Below are 17,855 nucleotides of genomic sequence, written 5' to 3'. Positions count from 1 at the left end.
GGAGGCTCGAGAATGACTCCTTTGCGGGCAGGACACTTTCGCTGAACGCAAAGATCAACAGCAGAATAGATGTCATTTCCCGAAGGACAGCATTCGAGTTGAAGGCAAGAAGCAAGATAACTTCTGGCTGAAATTTGCCGCTTTCGATCCGACAAAAGTAGGCAGGGTAGTTAATTCAGAAATTAGATAAACATACAGATTTATATACAGACAGAGCGCTGAAACTACCGCCAAGAGATCACAGGCGAACCATTGAGATTAAGTAACAAGAACTACTTACTAAATTCCTTCGAGCCAAATTTTTCTATGCTCGCTAAAATCGTCCCGTTTCATTTCGGGCATAAGATCCGAAAAAAAATCAGCGACCGCATCACGGACCTAAGAATGTCCACTTTCTACTTAAAGAGATGGCTCTGGTAGGCGAAGTGGGCACTAAGGATGTCTGGAAGTGGTTCACTGCCGGCCGGTCGGACCTGAAAGCCAATACTGCGGCCAGTGTTAGTTATGCCGCTCTGTTCATTATCATCGGACTGATGATGTCTTTCGGCTTCTACTTCATGGGCTAGCCTTATCTGATTCTACCTGGTCTGACCGGCTGTGAATTGGAGGCCATTGCCGGAAATACTGGATAAAATCCGCCTAAATCGTTAGTTTGTACCTCGCCCGTTATTAAACGGACTTTAAAATCTAGACCCAAAAGCGTTGTCAGAGGGGAAAGTGGTGATGGCAGAGGAAAGCACCAGTACCACGACGGCTCATCAAACACAGCGTAATCCCGCTTGGGTAAAGTTCAATAATGGTGGGATGATAGAACTTGGGGGCTGTTGGACTATCAGCGAGGCCGAACGGCTGGACAAGGAGCTTATGGTTATCCATGACGGCGCCAGCACCAAGTTCATTTTCAATCTTTCAGGGTTAGAGAGGTTAGACACGGCTGGAGCCTGGCTAATCCATCGCACGCGTAAAAGTCTAGAATCTGGTGGTGCAGAGGTAATACTCGAGGGTATGAAGCCTGAATACGGTATTCTTTTGGACGAAGTTGCGGCCAATGATCAATCTCCTCCTCCCCTTCCGCATGCGAACCAACTGTTAGAATGGGTCGCGCACACCGGCGAAATGACTCTGGATGCCCTGGCCCGGGCTCGCGATTTCCTCGGTTTTTTTGGTCTCGTTATACTGACCCTATCACGCAGCGTGTCGCACCCGGCTCGCCTTCGCATCGTTCCGATGATCCATCACATGGAAAAGGTTGGGCTAAATGCGCTTCCTATCGTCGGCTTGATTTCCTTCCTCATCGGCGTTGTTATCGCTTATCAGGGCGCCAGCCAGATGAAGCAATTCGGGGCCGAAGTGTTCGTGGTCAATCTGATTGCTGTCTCAATCCTGCGCGAGATAGGCATCTTGCTTGCTGCCATTGTCATTGCAGGACGGTCGGCCAGCGCCTTCACCGCGCAAATCGGCGCAATGAAGGTGAACGAAGAAATCGACGCCATGCGCACTCTTGGCCTGGATCCCATCGAAGTACTCGTGCTCCCAAGATTGTTGGCATTGGTGTTGGCCATGCCACTATTAGCGTTTTTCGCCGACATGATTGGATTGCTTGGCGGCGGACTGATGACTTGGATCGTTCTTGACATAAGGCCAGATCAATTCATCGAAAGACTTAGTGACGCAGTTTCTTTGTGGAGTTTTTGGATCGGTATTATCAAGGCGCCTTTCTTCGCTGTGATAATTGCTTTGGTTGGTTGTTATGAAGGCTTCCAGGTTGGCGGAAGCGCAGAGAGCGTTGGTCATATGACCTCCCGTTCCGTTGTTGAATCCATTTTTCTTGTTATCGTGGCCGATGCCATTTTCTCCATTTTCTTCCAATTGGCCGGGGTGTAAGGATGACGGGCGATGCAGTTATCAAGGTTGAGGATTTACATACGGGGTTCGGGGACCATTTAGTCCATGACGGCCTAAATTTGGAAGTCCGCAAGGGAGAAGTTCTTGGTGTCGTCGGCGGGTCCGGTACGGGAAAGTCGGTCTTGCTTCACTGCATCATCGGTCTGAAAAAGCCATGGTCGGGATGTATTGAGGTCCTTGGTCAGCGCGTATTGGACCTAGAGCCGCCAGAACGTTCCGCCCTCGAAGCGCGATGGGGCGTATTATTTCAGGACGGCGCATTATTTTCATCATTGACTGTGGCGCAGAATATCCAGGTTCCTTTAAAAGAGCATCTGAATCTGAACCAGCGATTGATGGATGAAATCGCAATGATCAAGATTGGATTGGTTGGCCTGCCGCCGGAGGCCGGCAGACTCTATCCTGCGGAATTATCAGGGGGTATGCGCAAGCGCGCTGGCCTGGCACGTGCCTTGGCGCTTGATCCGGAAATATTGTTTCTGGATGAACCAACCTCGGGTCTTGATCCGATTGGAGCCGCACGCTTCGATGCCTTGATTGGGAGGTTACGCAAGACCCTTGATTTCACTGTCTTCATGGTGACTCACGACCTTGACAGCTTGAATGCTATCTGCGACCGTATTGCTGTTCTTGCGGATAAACGGGTGGTCGTGATCGGCGATATGCAACAGATGTTGAACGAACGCCACCCTTGGGTTTTGGAATATTTCCATGGACCACGGGCGCGGTCCGCCGGGTTATTAAAACCAGGGCGATAACGCATCGACATAAACGGGGGAACGATGGAACTCAAGGCAAAACATATTCTTGTTGGAAGCTTTGTCCTGATCAGCATGCTCTCTTTGTTCGCATTTGTCGCTTGGCTTGCAAAGGTGGAGTTTGATCAGGAAACGACATTCTACGAAATATACTTTGAAAACTCAGTTAGCGGCCTATCGCCAGCCGCGGACGTAAGATATCGCGGTATCAACGTCGGCTCGGTAAAACATATTAGTATTGATCCTGAAAATCCCGAACGTATAAGGGTGCTGGTCGAAATAGACGCCGCAGTACCCATCCGAAAGGGTGACCACGCGCGGCTGGAGTTACAGGGAATAACCGGCGTTTCCTATATTAACATCGATGGCGCACAAATAGGTGCCGAAATTTTGACTGCGGACAGAGACAGGCAGTACCCTGTTATCCCCTCCGAACCGTCGCAACTTGAAAAACTGGCTCTTGGAGCACCCGATCTGATTGCCAGCAGCAAGGAGTTGGCTGACCGGGCGTCCAATCTCCTGAATTCAGAGAACCAGCGACTTGCGACGGAGATACTCGTGGATGTAGCCCGGATCATGGAAAGTATTTCCTCACGCACAGATAAGATCGAAAATATTATTAGTTCATTGGATCGCACTAGTGCTGATGTTGGTGAATCTGCCCGTCTAATTCGGCAGATTGCAAGCGAAACGAAACCACTAGTTCAAGATTTGGAAGCTAGTCTTTCTGTCGCTCACGATACTCTGACTGACGTCGATAATCTGATCGAGAATGATGGTAAGGCGGCTGTTGTAGAATTTAGGAATTTTCTTGCTGAATCCCGGAAACTGGTCGCGATAATGACTCGCATTACAGACCGTATTGAAAACGATCCATCCGGGTTTCTGTTCGGCGAGCGGGACGCAGAGTTCAAGGCAAAATGATGAAACCAAAATACTCCATATCAATTATCGTTGCGACGTTACTAATTGTTTTAGCCGGGTGCGGAACCATTTCGATTTCCGGAGAGAAAGGCGTGGTGAATCTTTACAACTTAACCCCTAAAAGCACGTTTTCCAATAATCTGCCGCATGTCAACTGGAAACTCGTAATCGAAGAACCGATTGCTACGGGCGGGCTCAACAGTAAACGTATTGCGTTGCACCCTAAACCAACGGAGTTGAAATACTTTGCCGATGCAAGCTGGACAGAGCGAACCCCGCTAATGATCCAAACGCTATTGATTGAAAGCTTTACAAATAGTGGTCACATCGCCACGGTCGGACGAGACGCAATTAGTTTACAGCCCAATTACATACTAAAAGGCGAACTCCGGGAGTTTCAGGCTGAATATTTTCACGGCACTGCGGAACCATTGGTTCGGGTCCGTTTGAACGCGATACTGTTCGACCCCTCCCGACAGGAAATCGTCGCATCAGACAGCTTCGAAGCGGCTGTTTTAAGCACGGCCACGAACATGGACGCGATCATTCTCGCCTTCGATATAGCTATGGGAAAAGTCCTGCGTAGGACCGTGGAATGGACATTAGCCACACCTTAGAAGAAGCGCCGATGGTACTGGAAACTGAGGCCCGAAATGCTGCATGAAGAGATGTTGTACAAGAAATCCAAAACAACATGCATAAAAATTATCTCTGCTTAAGCTTAAGATTAAGATACGGATCATGCTGAATGACCTATGGCAATGTCAGGACTGTACATTATGTATAAGGCGACCTAGGGGAAGTGATGCGCGGTAAATATTTTATTTTCGACAGGGTGGTTCGCGGGCTGACTTCAGTGGCTTTAATGGTCATGCTGGGGCTATGTCCCGGGGCCTTTTATAATCCAGCTATGGCCGATGAGGCTAGGGGCGGGTTTGAACCGGCGGCAGTTGATAAAATTTACGCCGATTTAGGAGAAGATTCAATTTGGTGGACGCCAGCAACAGGCTTGACCGCACGCGGAAAGATTATTGTCGACTTTTTAAGCCATGCAGACCGGGAAGGGCTCAGACCGTCAGACTACCTCCCTTCGAATAATGACAAAAACGAAAACCTGACACCAGAAACGGCGCCACAGAACTATGACCGCAGCTTCACAACGGGTCTGTTGCGTTACATTTCAGACATACGTGATGGCCGTCTGGCTGCACGTTATGTGGATCCAGAGCTTTTTGACATTCCAAACCCGACGAATGCCACCGCTTTATTGAAGACAGGACTGCAAACAGCCGACTTTCAAGCATGGCTGGAAAGCCTACCTCCACAAAGCTTGAAATACAAAAACCTGAAGGAATACCTGGAGCGATACCGTAAAATCGCTGATATGAAATGGCCCCTTTTGAACACAGATCAAAAGCTAGAACTCGGATCCTCCGACCCCAATGTTCCTCACGTCAGGGCCCGGTTAAAAATATTAGGGGATTTTCCCGCCGATAACGACGAGACAAATGATGTTTTCGATAATGCCCTTTTCGTCGCCGTCGAGCGGTTCCAGAATCGCAATGGGCTAACGCCGGACGGCATTATTGGCCCGGAAACTTATGCCGCTTTGAATGTTTCACCCGCAAGCATTATCCAGAAAATAACCATCAATCTTGAAAGGTTGCGCCAGTTACCTGAGAGCCTCGGCTCCCGTTATGTAATGGTCAATGTTCCGGGATTTGACTTAACCGCGGTTTCCGATGGTGTCGAAAAACTGCACATGCGGGTAATTGTTGGGCAACAGAAGCGCCGCACACCGATCCTGAATGACAAAATCACCAGCATCAAGTTCCGCCCAACCTGGACGGTGCCTGTAAAAATTGCCCGCGAAGACCTGTTACCAAAGATTAAAGCGGACGTGAATTATTTGCTCACGTCGGATTTTCGGGTATTCACGTCGTGGAAGAAAGATGCCCCAGAAATTGATCCTCAGGGAGTCGATTGGCGGATAATATCGCCGGAGCGCCTAAACTATAAATTTGTCCAAAACCCGGGACCGAGCAATGCTCTTGGCCAGATCCGGTTCACACTGACCAATCCTTATGACATCTATCTTCACGATACGCCAAATAAGAATCTTTTCAACAAGTCAGGTCGTGCGATTTCTTCAGGGTGTATTCGCGTAGCGGACCCGTTAACCCTGGCTGACTTCCTCATGGAACCCTCGGCCAAATGGACGGTAAAATCCATACAAGAGGTGATGGCGGCTGGCGAAAAGCAGGTGATAAAATTACCTGCCCCAATCCCTGTTTATATCACTTATTTCACGGCAGCAGTGGATGAGGCTGGCCAACTGCAACTTTGGAAGGATGTTTATGGCCGGGATGCGGATTTGATATATGTTTTGAAGCTTGGCACCGTTGAATAATTATTTGCCATAAAGACAAAAAATTAACACAATTAGCCTAGTATATTAGAGCAGCATAATCAGAATATGACGGATCGTTGTTTATGAAGAATACGGCGGAGACTTTATCCAGGCATCGTGTACGGCGCCTGTTTTTACGCAATGGAGTAGCCGCTGTATCAGCGGGATTTTTTCTTCCTTCAATTGCTCAAGCGGCAACGCAATTCACAGAGCATGAAAAGAAGTTATCTTTGAGCAACTTGCACACAGGTGAACGTCTTCAGTCTGTTTTTTGGGTTGAAGGTAAATTCGTTCCTGAGAGCTTGCGGGAAATAAATTACCTTCTTCGGGATTTTCGCACGGACGAGGTAGCCAAGATTGACCCGAAACTGTTACTGCTGATTCATCGGCTTCATCATTCAGTTGACGCTTCCAGATCCGCTCAGATTATCTCTGGCTACAGGTCGCCGAAAACAAACGCTACACTACGCCAAAACAGCAGTAATGTAGCTAAAAAAAGTTACCATATGAAGGGAATGGCGATTGATCTTCGCATTGGGGGCGTCGATCTAAAGTATCTTCAAAAGGCTGCAAAAAGTCTCAAAGGCGGCGGCGTGGGATATTACCCTAAATCCCAGTTTCTCCATATTGATACTGGCCCCGTCCGTTACTGGACTTAAGTGCCGCTAACAGCCTGTCGGTGGCTCGTTGCTGCCCTTGGAAACTATTTCCTCCAGCGCACCTCGCGTTCCATTGCAAAGAGGCCATATAAACATCAAGGCTGAACATCAACGCTTACGGTGAGAATTTACCAGCTTTTTCCGGATCGGGCATTAATCGATCAAGAACCACGCTTGCAACCATATCACCAATGACATTGGCCGATGTCCTGCACATATCGATAATTCGATCAACTCCAATAATTAATGCAATACCTGCAGCAGGGATGCCGACACTTTCCAGAATTGTTGCCAGAATAACGATCCCAACACCGGGCGTGCCTGGTGAACCAATCGATGCGCCCGTTGCCATAACGATAACTAGGACCATGCCGGACAAGCCAATATCCACTTCGAACACCTGCGCAAGGAAAAGTGTAGCAACACCTTGATATAGAGCTGTGCCGCCCATGTTGATTGTTGTTCCCAGTGGGATTACGAAGCGGGAAATTCCAGTTCGGACACCTAGCTTTTCCTCTGTTGTACTTAACGTAAGCGGCATGACGGCAGCCGAACTGGACGTAGACAATGCCAACAACACAACTTCTTTGGAATTTGCTAGAAAAGTAAGGGGATTCATACGACCAACAACTAATAAAATCACCAAATAGACTATGAGCAATGCAAGCAAACCGACCAGAACAGTTACCACATACACAGCTGTTGCCATAAGTGTTGATATACCAACGCGCGCACTTATGCTGGCTATCAGCCCAAACACTGCATAGGGAACGAATTTAAGCACCCAACCGATAATAACCATGCAGACGGACTGAATGGATCCAAGCAGGTCGAGTATTGGCTTGCGTTGGCTCGACGGCATAGCCACGAGTGCAACGCCGATAATGACGGCGCTGATGACCGTTTGAAGCATATTGCCACTGACAAAAGTAGCTAATGGGTCTTTCGGAAACAGTCCAGTTAGCAGTTCCGGAAGCTCCTTCAAAGTGGGAAGACCCATCTTGGCAGCTCCGCTAACATCTGGCAGAGAGTCAGGGATAATTGCCTTCAAATGTGTGCCGTCTATATATGCCCCTGGCTCAATGATAAGAGCAAACCCAATACCGATTATAACAGCGGCAATAGTAGTAAGAACAAAGAACAATATTGCGGCTATTCCCAGTCGACCAATGTTTTCTGTGGCCTCTCCGGCAGCAATTCCCCGAATTACCGATGCAACAATAAGAGGGATAATAATAAACTGGATTGCAAGCAGAAACACCCTACCAGGCAAAGCCACCCAACCTGCAATTATTTCAGCGATATTCTTATCGAAAAGCCCGGTTGCCGGGCCAATCAGCACACCAAAGCCGATTCCTAGGATCATCGCAACAATTACTTGAAGCCAAAGTTTACCACTGACTAAGCTTGTCAGGTTTTCTTTCAATCCAATTAAAGATCGTGAAACCGCCATGCGCTCCTATCCCTTGTTTTGTAAATAGTATAACCAGTAAGCTGGGCGATGTCAGGCAGCGTCAGAGGAAAAGGATTTCATTGATGATTTGCTTGAAGAAATCTCTCACGCGATAGTCGAAATGAGAAGGAACGGATTATTCCTACAAAGGATGAAATCAGAGAACTAATCTCCAAGCCCCCTGCCCGTCATACCCCCGCGTGTCATCACTGCCCTGCTCACGGGAATGCGCTCCAGCGAGCTTAGAGGGCTTTTTTAGGCACAAGTAGACTTCACCGAGGGTCCCATTCATATCAGGCAACGTGCGGATCGGCATAATGTTATCGGTGTTCCCAAGAGCCGTGCGGTTAGTCGCACTATTTCGATGTCTCCTTTGGTTGCCAGCACGTTGAAGGATTGGAAAGCACGATGTCCGAAAGGGGAGCTTAATCTTGTCTTTCCCAACGGCGCAGGCAATGTTGAGGGGCATGCAAATATTTATCATCGGATCTTCAAGCCCCTCATGATTGCCTGTGATATTGTTGATACTGATGGAAAACCTAAGTTTGGGTTTCATTCTCTGCGACATGCCGCTGCGTCCTTATTCATTGAACAAGGTTGGACGCCCAAGAAGATCCAGGTGCTGCTCGGTCATTCGTCAATCAACATGACCTTTGATGTCTATGGACATCTGTTTCACAATCCAGAGGAAGATATTTCGCAGATCGCGAAGATGGAGAGTAGTCTGCTGGCGGCGTAGACCATGAAGATACCTTTTTGACTCTTCGCCATAAGGTAGATTATACTATCGGGCAAATCTTGAGGACTGCTCTAAGACCAAAGAATTCTGAATGTATCGTAGCTCATTCTTATTATTTCGAAAGTTCTACCGATACTATGTCATCGGTACGCTAATAATCTTCTCGCTAAAATTTATGAACGAGAGCGATTTATTCAATGATATTGGGGTCGATGTCGCTTACTTTTCTTTATGGACCTATTTAGCCTATAGCACATGTGTAAGTATATTAAGCCCCGAAGCAGACGAGCATCCAAGCGATGCTGCTCCTTTTGCGCGATTCTATTTTCGATTTGCTGGGCTTTTCCTACCACTATACTTGGCTCGCTTGGCTTTCTTTATAGCCCTTCCATACTTCTTACGAGATTTACCTGGTGACCTTAGCCGCGTAGCTTTAGTAGCTGTTATCGTACTTGTTGAGCATTTTCTAGAATGTATTCTATTTCTAGTTCAGTTTTCCCTATTCGGGTTGGCACTCCCATCTGCTATTTCTGGAGAGATTGAAGGAGAGAAAGGGAAATTCACCAATAAACTGAAGCTACTTCCCCAAGTATTCATCCGTCTTTTAATAGGTCCGGTTTTAGTTAGCTCAATCGGCGTTGCAATATATGTCGGCACTTACTCAATTAACCCCGCCATGAAAAGCCTATTACTGGACGGATGGATACCCAACATTATTGGTATTAGCCTATTCGTCTTTAGCATTTCCGTTCAATCATGGGCTGTCGTAATGACATTCTGGATTCTGTCGAAATCATATATACGGATGAAATTTGGCGAAAGAGGTATGCAAGTTGTGTACAAGTACAATTGAGATGACAGTGAGACGTTTTACGACGGTTGCAATGCTAGTCCGTTTCGTTTGTTTTTTGCCTGTTCATATATTGCGAGAATATCGTCATAGGTTGCTCTGCTATTTTGCAAACGACTTTTTTGAGGATACTCCTTCAAATGCTTTTTTGTCGTACCGGTTCTTTTTCTCGCAGCCTGCACAACAACAATTGAGCCTTCAACAAACTTTAAAAGCCATAACCCCTATATGGTTGGGTGGAATACGAGCCATAGTGAGCTCTGCTCGCAATTTTATGCTGGCGGCAACCCATCATACAAAATCAAGGCTATTAAAACCTGGTACGCAACCGATCGGTTTTTCAATATAGGCTATGCTGACAATAAGAGGGATCTGGATCCAAACAAAGCCCCGAATATAGACAAATGCGACAGAGCGGTTGCCATAGTAGACGCTGAATACGAAGGGCAAGGAGTGCTACAATCAGACAGTGTTGCAATCCGGGAAATTGAGGCCACAGCAAATTCCGGTGATGTCGTCGCTCAAAATAGTCTGGGGCTCATTTATTCTCGTGGGCAGAGGGTACCCTTAGATTATCAAGCGGCACGCAAATGGTTCACAATGGCAGCGGAGCAAGGGTTCGCGTTAGCACAAAATATCCTTGGTGATATGTATGTAAACAATCGTTTTGTCACGGCAAATTATGAAGAAGGGTTGAAATGGTATCGGCTCGCAGCAAGTCAAGGAAACATCGATGCTCAATTCAGCCTCGGCAGAATGTATTATTATGGGCAGGCAGTTGAGAAAGATTATGAACGATCTCTAATGTGGTATTCAGTCGCTTCCGGGCGAGGACATTACGGAGCAGACAAATTAAAACAACGGCTTGAGAACAAAATGACAAAAGAAGCAATCGAAAAAGCTAAAAAGTTAGCCAATTATTGCATCGACAACAGCTACAAAAATTGCTGAATTAAATAGCCCTCACTCTCAGTTCATAGCAAGGACTACGGTTCAAACTATCTTTCAAAAAGCTAAATCCACGCGGACTGGAAATCCGCGCGTCGGTGGTTCGAATCCGCCCCTGGGCACCATTTTCCAGATTCTGCTCTAGTGTACTTAAAGCTTATATTGCCTAATTGACGTGAGAACAAATCCAAACATTGCATTCAGTCGCCGCTCCTAGTTAGCCAAAAAGAAACGCTTTCTTTTAATCACCGTCTGGTTAGACATATGATTTACAGCTAAAAGCCCGCAAAATCATAATGAGAATGTCCATGGATTTAATACACAGCCGCCGTTGACTTCGCCGGAGATCTTCGCATACATCGCGCGTTTATAGTCTTCCATAGGAAAGCAATGCGACACAAAGGGCGTCAGGAGACCATCATTTGCCCCCTTAAAGATGCTTTCAAGACGAGGGACGCGTATGGAGGGATCACGCCCGGAATGAATTACCATAGGCGATCCCATGACAAAAAGACCCTTCATCTGCATAATGTTTGTCGGTAGCCGATCCGCATTGTCAGAGCCGCGCTTTCCGCCCCCTTTTGCAACTTTCGTATTTTGGGCCCATCCGATGATTACCAATCTGCCACCAAAGTCGAGCGATCGCATCGCCTCCTCTGAAACATCACCGCCGACGGTATCGAATACAACCTCAACCCCACGCCCTCCGGTCAATGCCTTCACTTCTTCTCGGAACTTTGGGATGCCCGCTTCACCGGGCCGGGGGGAAGTATTAATAACGTGATCGGCCCCGAATTTTTTAACCTGTGCCAGCTTTTCATCGGATCGACCGGTCGCAATTACCTTTGCGCCAAGCAGCTTTGCAACTTGTATTGCCGCCATCCCTGCGGCGCCGGAAGCTCCCGTGATTAAAACTGTTTCCCCCGCTTGAAGCTTTGCACGGTTGATAAATGCGTAATAGGGTGTTTCGTAGTTCAGCAGTAAATTACACCCTTCATCAAATGACAGATTGTCCGGCAACTTATGGACGCCGTGTTCCGGCGCAATCGCATAAGACTGCCATCCGCCTTCCGCCTGATAGGCGCCTTTGCTTCGAGGGCCTGTCACCAGAAAATCGCTCAAAACCCTATCACCGACAGCGAGCTTATTCACATCGACATCGCGACCAGTTGCAAGCACCACCCCGGAATATTCCATCCCCGGAACACATGGCAACGGTACCATTGTTTGGTACTGCCCGCTCAACATCAGTAAATCGACGAATGAAACCGACGCACTATGAATGCCAATAATTACTTCGTGAGGTTGAAGTTTTCCGACTTCAGGTTTTGGGAACGTTTCGAGCTTCAGATCGTTTTCTATCGCGTCTTCTCTGTCCTCACCATATTGGCTGAGAACGAGCTTTTGTCCTTGGTGCATCCCAGGCATTTCCTTTTTTTTATTATTGAGCCCACTGCTTCACGATACGCATTTGTTTATGAATAGCGCAGGAATATGATTTTGTTTACTCCTAAATTGAGGAGTTGTCATACAAATTGCCCGCACATGCTCCGGGTGCAGGCGCTTAGTTTGGGCGTCTGGACACCTAGTCATATTCCTGCCAGAACAATCCTAGCAGCTTCCTAATAGATCTAAATTGAACTTATTATATCTCTGAATTTTTGGATCATGGCATTATCGCGTGATGACTCTCGATAACAATTTTTCTCAGCAGAATAACGCCGCCTAATTACCATCACCTAAGTGCAAGATTGTTGACAACCAATCGCTTTTGACGAACCTGCGACATGAATAACAACACTGCAAACGCAAATCCGATCAAGAATAAGACCAGTTCAATTTCTGCGGATAAGATGTTTCTACACAAAGCGTAGGCAATACTGGTTCCCACAGCGATTATTCCAAACAGCCAATCCCTTCCGCTAAAGCGAACCGCACCGGTCCCATAAAGCAACGCCGTGCCGACAGCCAATACAACGAAAATAGCGATGATAGACATAATCGCATTCAGCATATCTGTGCTTTGCAAGGTCATTGCCGGGTTGAAGACAATAAAGAAAGGGATGATAAACCCGGCGAGTGAAAGTTTAAACGCTTTCATCGCCGTGGCGAAGTAATTCGCCTTGGCAATCGCCGAAGCGGCCAAAGCGCCCATGGCAACTGGGGGAGTTACAGCGGAAATGATTGCGAAATAGAAACAGAAAAAATGTGCGGCCATGACCGGCACACCCATTTTTATAATGGTAGGAATCGCGACAAGGGCAACAAGGCTATATGCGGCAACTGGCGGAACGCCACATCCCAAAATAAGTGATACGACCATTGTCAACAGCAAGCCAATAACAATATTGCCGGCGCTGAAAACTTCAACCAGGCCAGCAATCTTACCGCCAAGACCTGTGGTTATCAGTGTCTGCGAGATTAAGCCAACAATGCAAAGGGAAATTCCAATCTGGGCACCTACGATTGCGCCATCTGTCACTGCCTCGAGAAATTCTGAAGCGGTTGGTCGACCGCCAGATCGAAAAAAACTCAAAACAACAACCGTACAAATAGCCCAGAACGCGGCGTACGCCGGGCTGAAACGAAACAAGAGCAAGCCGGTTAGGATCGCAACAGGAATAACAAACATCGGAACTCCGCGCCGAATAACTGACCAATTCGGCATCTCTCGCGGAGCTTTTATACCGGCTGCAGTGGAGGCAAACTGGACCGACAGCATCACTCCGACGTAGAACAGTATTGCCGGAATCAGGCCAGCGATCATGATATCCGTGTAGGGAACCCCAACAAAAAAGGCCATCAGAAATGCCGCGGCGCCCATGACCGGAGGCATTAATTGTCCGCCGGTGGATGCAGTCGCTTCAATCGCGCCTGCAAGGGGAGCTGAATATCCCGCCCGCTTCATATAAGGGATTGTGAAGGCGCCAGTGATGGCAACATTTGCAACCGCCGCGCCGGAAACCATGCCAATAAGAGAACTGGAGACGACGGCAGTCTGGCCTGGTCCACCTGCGACACGCCGTCCAACAAGCTTGCCAAGCTCATACAGAAAATCATTTATCCGCAAAAGTCCCATCATGCTGCCAAACACAACAAACAGGAATATTTGGTTCGCTGAGATAGATAGAAACGTGCCGTAAATGCCCGAAAATCCGATCGACAAATATGAAATTACATAACCCAGGGAGAATTGCCGGTGATAGAGGGGGCCGCCGAGATAGTTGCCGAACAGGAAATACGCAACAAACACAAATGCAACTACCGGCAAAATCCATCCCCAAGCCTGCCGTGTCCCCTCAAATGTAAGGACAATCATTAGAATGCCAATCGCGATATCTGTCGGGGTGGGGAAACCCACATTCTGTTCCAAGGCGTCCAGATTGACATATACATATGCCGTGACAAACAGACCACAAGCAAGAAAGCCCAGGTAAATAAGGCGGCGAACAGGCCCAGCAGCCGAGCGGACAACAACAAGAAAGGTGAGTCCAAAAATAAAGGCCAAATGCACAGTTTGATGTTCAATGCTTCCAAGCAGAATTCCATATGCGCTAAGCATATGATACGCCACCATCGCCAAGGCGACGACATAGACCGCTATTCTGATAACACGATCAAACCCTTTATCCATGAAGGATCCCCCAAATAATAGGCTGGTAATCCCGTCGGCAATGCTACCGACGGGAGGTACAGTATGATTTTATATTATTTCAAACCGGCTTCTTTATAAGCACGGAGCGCGCCCGGATGTATCTTAGAAGGATCAACGCCATAGGCGAGAGACTCGCGCGACATTAATTTCCCTAAGGCATGATACTCCTTAAACATGCCGACATTTTCGATGATCATTTTTGTAATTTCATATGCAGTTTCATCAGGCATCTCCGGATAGGCACCCCATGCAATGGGGTCAAAAAAGCCAGACATGTCTGCATTTACACCAGCGATTGCATCCTTCGGAATAGTAAGCTTATTAATCCCGACACCGGCAGCAATCGTCTTCGCAACTGCCTCTTCTCCCCACGGAATGTGGTAGAGCGTCTTTCCGCTACCGACAACCGTCAATGTTTGAGGGCTCGGGCTGAAAGTCTTGTTAATTGGATCGGCATATCCACCGATGATGGCGGCATCTACAGTGCCATCCAGCAATGCCTGAGCGGCTTGCTTGGTCCCAAGATATTCAATATCAATTTGTCCGTCGAGCCCCCAACCATGCTTGATGATTAGTTCAGGTTCAATTGTCCACAAGATTTGCGGAGGCCGGCCCAACCCTACGCGCTTTCCAATCAGATCTTTTGGCTCCTTGATATTCTCGTCCAATGTCGCCAACCAGACAGAACCCAACAGATAAGTCGCCAGAAGTTTCGGCGCTGGTGTCGGCTCGTTAAACGGCTTCAGGCCGTTCTCGGCAAGATAGGCAAGACCAAAAGTATAAGGCGTAAGGGTATCTGGCTTGGTTGCCGGATCTGCCTTGAGTTGCTTCAAATTAAATACCAGCCCTGGGCTTTCTGCCGCGACGACCTGAATCTTAGCATTCGTCTTCTTCGAGATTTGCTCCATAGCGCCGCTTAGGGTGTTGCTACCTGTTCCAAAAGGACCCGACGGAATATTAATAGGATGGTCTTGTGCGAATGCTGAAGGCGCAGCGAGAGTAAGCAGCAAGGTAGCGCCCGCAAACAAATGTCTAACAATCTTCATGTTTTTCCTCCTCCAAAAAATAGACTTAGGCCATACATAGCCTTGCCTTATGTTTCATTATATGTAACTCTATATCTTATATTGAAACAATATCGCAAAATAGCTAATATAGTCAAGAACCATCAATCGGCATGGCAAGCTGAGTCATTTGATTGCACCGAAAGATTGGGAAGCAACATGCAGGAGAAATTATTGTGAACCCGCCAAAGACCTATCCTACGCAGTATCTGCAAACGGTCAGCCGAGCGGTCGCCGTACTAAGAGCCTTTAAAGGAGGCAGCAGAGACATGTCTCTTAAAGAGTTGACGGATGAGTTGAAGCTTAACAAAGTCACGACGTTTCGACTTGCTCGGACTTTGTCGCATGAAGGGTTGCTCGTCCAGGACCCTGCAAGTGATCGATATTCTCTCTCATTTGGGTGCCTGTCACTCGTAGACGCAATACTTGACCGGAATGGACTGGCAGAAATATCCAGAAAGCATTTACGTAAAGCACGCGAAGAGACAGGAGAGACAGCCACCATATTAGTCCGCGAAGGCTGGGATCGCGTTGTCATTGCGACCGAGCCAAGCCTACAACCAGTTCGTTATGTGATGGAAGTGGGCAGGAGTAATCGTGTCTATTTAAGTGGGTCCGGAGCCTGTCTTGTATCCGGTATGAAAGAAGACGAACTGGAAACCCTGTATGCATTTATTGAAACGGACTCGATTGCGAAAGAATACGGTCTGACAAAACAAGTCCTCCTGGAACGGCTGGATTTCATCACAAACAACGGATGGGGCACCGCGCAAGGGGAATGGGCCGAGGAGGCCGCAGGCGTTGCAGCTCCAATTTATAACCGGGACAGAGAAGTAATTGCTGCCATAGCAATTGCTATGCCCCGCAACAGATACAACAAATCCTACAGAGATAAATGCGCCCCTGCCGCAATGAAGGCAGCAAAACTGATCGGCAAAGAATATGATTCCATCAACAGATAGGGAAAAAATGAGCGCCAAACCACAACTTCTATCCGGCCTGAAAATACTCGACCTTGCAACTATGCTCGCAGCACCTATGGCCTCCACCCTCTTAGCCGATTTTGGTGCTGAAGTTATCAAGGTCGAACTTCCAGATAAAGAGGATCCCTTACGTGATCTACCTCCGCACAAGGATGGTAAACCTCTTTGGTGGAAGGTTACGAACCGAAACAAAAAAGGTATTACGCTGGATATACGTAAGCCTGAAGGTCGGGAACTGCTTCTTGAAATCATCGGCAATTTTGATGTGCTCGTAGAAAATTTCCGGCCCGGCACATTGGAAAAATACGGTCTCTCACCCGAGGTACTTCAGGCACGTCACCCGGGCCTTATCATCCTGCGCGTATCCGGATATGGACAAACAGGCCCCAATGCGACGAGTCCCGGCTTTGCACGTGTGGCGGAAGCCTTCTCTGGCTTCACCTATCTTTGTGGTTACCCCGAGAGCGGACCCATGCATATCGGCTTTCCTATCGCGGATGCAACCACCGGGATTTTTGGTGCTCTCAGTATCATTATGGCGTGCTGGCACAAGGCGAAACATCCGGAAGCGCCCGGTGAAGTTATCGATTTGTCCCTTGTCGAATCAATGTTTCGTCTGCTGGAATTCCTCCCGATCGAGTATGATCAACTGGGGCACGTCAGAGAAAGGTCCGGAAACCGAAGCCAATATGCTGGCCCCAGCAACATATATCGCTCAAAAGACAGTAAATGGATTTCCTTAAGCGCATCGGCCCAGTCAATCTTTGAAAATTTTGCCCGTCAAATTGGGCGGCACGAACTGATTACCGATCCTCGCTTTAAGACCAACAGCAATCGGGTAAAGCATGCGGATGAACTGGATGAAATCGTTGCCACCTGGTTCGCGGGCAAGACACAAAGCGAAGCTCTTGAGGAAATGAAAGCAGGCGGAGTCGCCGGTGGCCCGGTACTATCGATTGAAGACATTTTCAACTCCGAGCAGTTTAAGGCCCGTGACGCCATTATCAAGGTCAACGACCCGGAACTCGGGCCGGTTGCCATGCAGGCCGTTACCCCGAAATACGCTAAAATGCCGGGCTCCGTATCCCGTACCGGCCCTGTACATGGGCAGGACACTGATGATGTTTATAAATCTCTTGGCATAAGTGAAGACCGAATTACCGAGCTTAAAAGTAAGAGGGCAATCTGACAGAATATCCTCCCCTGTAAAGCTTCTTGGACTCTTAGAGGATGGGCCCGGCATTACCAGTAATTGCTTCAACTTCGCTCCGCCGATTGGCCGGGATACGCTGGCACCTTATGTACGTTCTACGCTGTTGACTTCACATTTGAGTGATTACTCAAACTAGATATTGAGTAATCACTCAAATGTGACTATTTCATCACCAGCACAGCATGACAGAGGACTCGAACAATGACGTTGAAAGAGAAATACAAGGATTATGCGATCACTATTAGAGCCATTTGTTGCATCCAAATTGAACTCACCAATCAAGTCGCAGCCGGT

At 47.9% G+C, this 17,855-nt stretch carries 16 protein-coding genes and 1 tRNA gene; 13 read left to right on the top strand and 4 right to left on the bottom strand.

Features of this window, described 5'->3' with window-relative positions:
• Nucleotides 1–425 precede the first annotated feature (425 nt).
• The 7 genes from LKE13_RS05860 (at nt 426) to LKE13_RS05830 (ending at nt 6,656) form a co-directional block, all read left to right on the top strand.
• The gene (locus LKE13_RS05860; RefSeq protein ID WP_227949136.1) at nt 426–566 is read left to right on the top strand and encodes a hypothetical protein; all 141 of its coding nucleotides are present in this window, start codon (nt 426–428) and stop codon (nt 564–566) included.
• Between the two features lie 157 nt (nt 567–723).
• Nucleotides 724–1,884 (top strand): ABC transporter permease, encoded by a 1,161-nt coding sequence (locus LKE13_RS05855; RefSeq protein WP_227949134.1) that lies wholly within the window; start codon nt 724–726, stop codon nt 1,882–1,884.
• Nucleotides 1,885–1,886: 2 nt separating this feature from the next.
• Nucleotides 1,887–2,663: an ABC transporter ATP-binding protein gene (locus tag LKE13_RS05850; RefSeq protein WP_227949132.1), complete on the top strand. Its 777-nt coding sequence runs from the start codon at nt 1,887–1,889 to the stop codon at nt 2,661–2,663.
• A gap of 24 nt (nt 2,664–2,687) precedes the next feature.
• On the top strand, nt 2,688–3,587 hold the full coding sequence (locus LKE13_RS05845; protein WP_227949130.1) for an MlaD family protein: 900 nt from the start codon (nt 2,688–2,690) through the stop codon (nt 3,585–3,587).
• Nucleotides 3,584–4,204 carry an ABC-type transport auxiliary lipoprotein family protein gene (locus tag LKE13_RS05840; RefSeq protein WP_227949127.1) on the top strand — a complete coding sequence of 207 codons (621 nt, stop codon included), beginning with the start codon at nt 3,584–3,586 and terminating at the stop codon, nt 4,202–4,204. Before LKE13_RS05845 ends, LKE13_RS05840 begins: the two co-directional genes overlap by 4 nt.
• A gap of 188 nt (nt 4,205–4,392) precedes the next feature.
• The gene (locus tag LKE13_RS05835) at nt 4,393–5,997 is read left to right on the top strand and encodes a L,D-transpeptidase family protein (RefSeq protein ID WP_227949125.1); all 1,605 of its coding nucleotides are present in this window, start codon (nt 4,393–4,395) and stop codon (nt 5,995–5,997) included.
• An 83-nt stretch (nt 5,998–6,080) separates the two neighbouring features.
• Nucleotides 6,081–6,656: a YcbK family protein gene (locus LKE13_RS05830; RefSeq protein ID WP_227949123.1), complete on the top strand. Its 576-nt coding sequence runs from the start codon at nt 6,081–6,083 to the stop codon at nt 6,654–6,656.
• A gap of 115 nt (nt 6,657–6,771) precedes the next feature.
• Here the strand turns inward: LKE13_RS05830 and LKE13_RS05825 are convergent, their stop codons facing one another.
• Nucleotides 6,772–8,109: a dicarboxylate/amino acid:cation symporter gene (locus tag LKE13_RS05825; RefSeq protein ID WP_227949120.1), complete on the bottom strand. Its 1,338-nt coding sequence runs from the start codon at nt 8,107–8,109 to the stop codon at nt 6,772–6,774.
• 364 nt (nt 8,110–8,473) lie between these two features.
• Between LKE13_RS05825 and LKE13_RS05820 the strand changes: the two genes are divergently transcribed.
• The 4 genes from LKE13_RS05820 (at nt 8,474) to LKE13_RS05805 (ending at nt 10,771) form a co-directional block, all read left to right on the top strand.
• Entirely contained in the window at nt 8,474–8,848 is a 375-nt protein-coding gene (locus tag LKE13_RS05820; RefSeq protein ID WP_415776502.1) for a tyrosine-type recombinase/integrase, read from the top strand.
• 175 nt (nt 8,849–9,023) lie between these two features.
• Nucleotides 9,024–9,701, top strand: a complete 678-nt coding sequence (locus LKE13_RS05815) for a hypothetical protein (protein ID WP_227949118.1) — start codon at nt 9,024–9,026, stop codon at nt 9,699–9,701.
• Between the two features lie 225 nt (nt 9,702–9,926).
• Nucleotides 9,927–10,649, top strand: a complete 723-nt coding sequence (locus LKE13_RS05810; protein ID WP_227949116.1) for a tetratricopeptide repeat protein — start codon at nt 9,927–9,929, stop codon at nt 10,647–10,649.
• Between the two features lie 31 nt (nt 10,650–10,680).
• Nucleotides 10,681–10,771 (top strand) — tRNA-Ser (locus LKE13_RS05805).
• 166 nt (nt 10,772–10,937) lie between these two features.
• On the opposite strand, the gene LKE13_RS05800 is transcribed toward LKE13_RS05805, so the two are convergent.
• The 3 genes from LKE13_RS05800 to LKE13_RS05790 all read right to left on the bottom strand — a co-directional run bounded on the left by LKE13_RS05800 (nt 10,938) and on the right by LKE13_RS05790 (nt 15,347).
• Nucleotides 10,938–12,065 (bottom strand): NADPH:quinone oxidoreductase family protein, encoded by a 1,128-nt coding sequence (locus LKE13_RS05800; protein WP_227949114.1) that lies wholly within the window; start codon nt 12,063–12,065, stop codon nt 10,938–10,940.
• Nucleotides 12,066–12,381: 316 nt separating this feature from the next.
• The gene (locus LKE13_RS05795; protein ID WP_227949112.1) at nt 12,382–14,280 is read right to left on the bottom strand and encodes a TRAP transporter permease; all 1,899 of its coding nucleotides are present in this window, start codon (nt 14,278–14,280) and stop codon (nt 12,382–12,384) included.
• A gap of 74 nt (nt 14,281–14,354) precedes the next feature.
• On the bottom strand, nt 14,355–15,347 hold the full coding sequence (locus LKE13_RS05790; RefSeq protein ID WP_227949109.1) for a TAXI family TRAP transporter solute-binding subunit: 993 nt from the start codon (nt 15,345–15,347) through the stop codon (nt 14,355–14,357).
• Between the two features lie 194 nt (nt 15,348–15,541).
• Here LKE13_RS05790 and LKE13_RS05785 point away from each other — a divergent pair, with 194 nt between their 5' ends.
• Both LKE13_RS05785 and LKE13_RS05780 read left to right on the top strand, forming a co-directional pair.
• On the top strand, nt 15,542–16,327 hold the full coding sequence (locus LKE13_RS05785) for an IclR family transcriptional regulator (protein ID WP_227949107.1): 786 nt from the start codon (nt 15,542–15,544) through the stop codon (nt 16,325–16,327).
• A 7-nt stretch (nt 16,328–16,334) separates the two neighbouring features.
• The gene (locus LKE13_RS05780; RefSeq protein ID WP_227949105.1) at nt 16,335–17,537 is read left to right on the top strand and encodes a CaiB/BaiF CoA transferase family protein; all 1,203 of its coding nucleotides are present in this window, start codon (nt 16,335–16,337) and stop codon (nt 17,535–17,537) included.
• The last annotated feature ends 318 nt before the right edge of the window (nt 17,538–17,855 follow it).

Origin of the sequence: Sneathiella sp. HT1-7, from assembly GCF_020731145.1 — a bacterium.
Lineage (GTDB): Bacteria > Pseudomonadota > Alphaproteobacteria > Sneathiellales > Sneathiellaceae > Sneathiella.
This window is presented reverse-complemented; position numbering and strand designations above follow the sequence as displayed.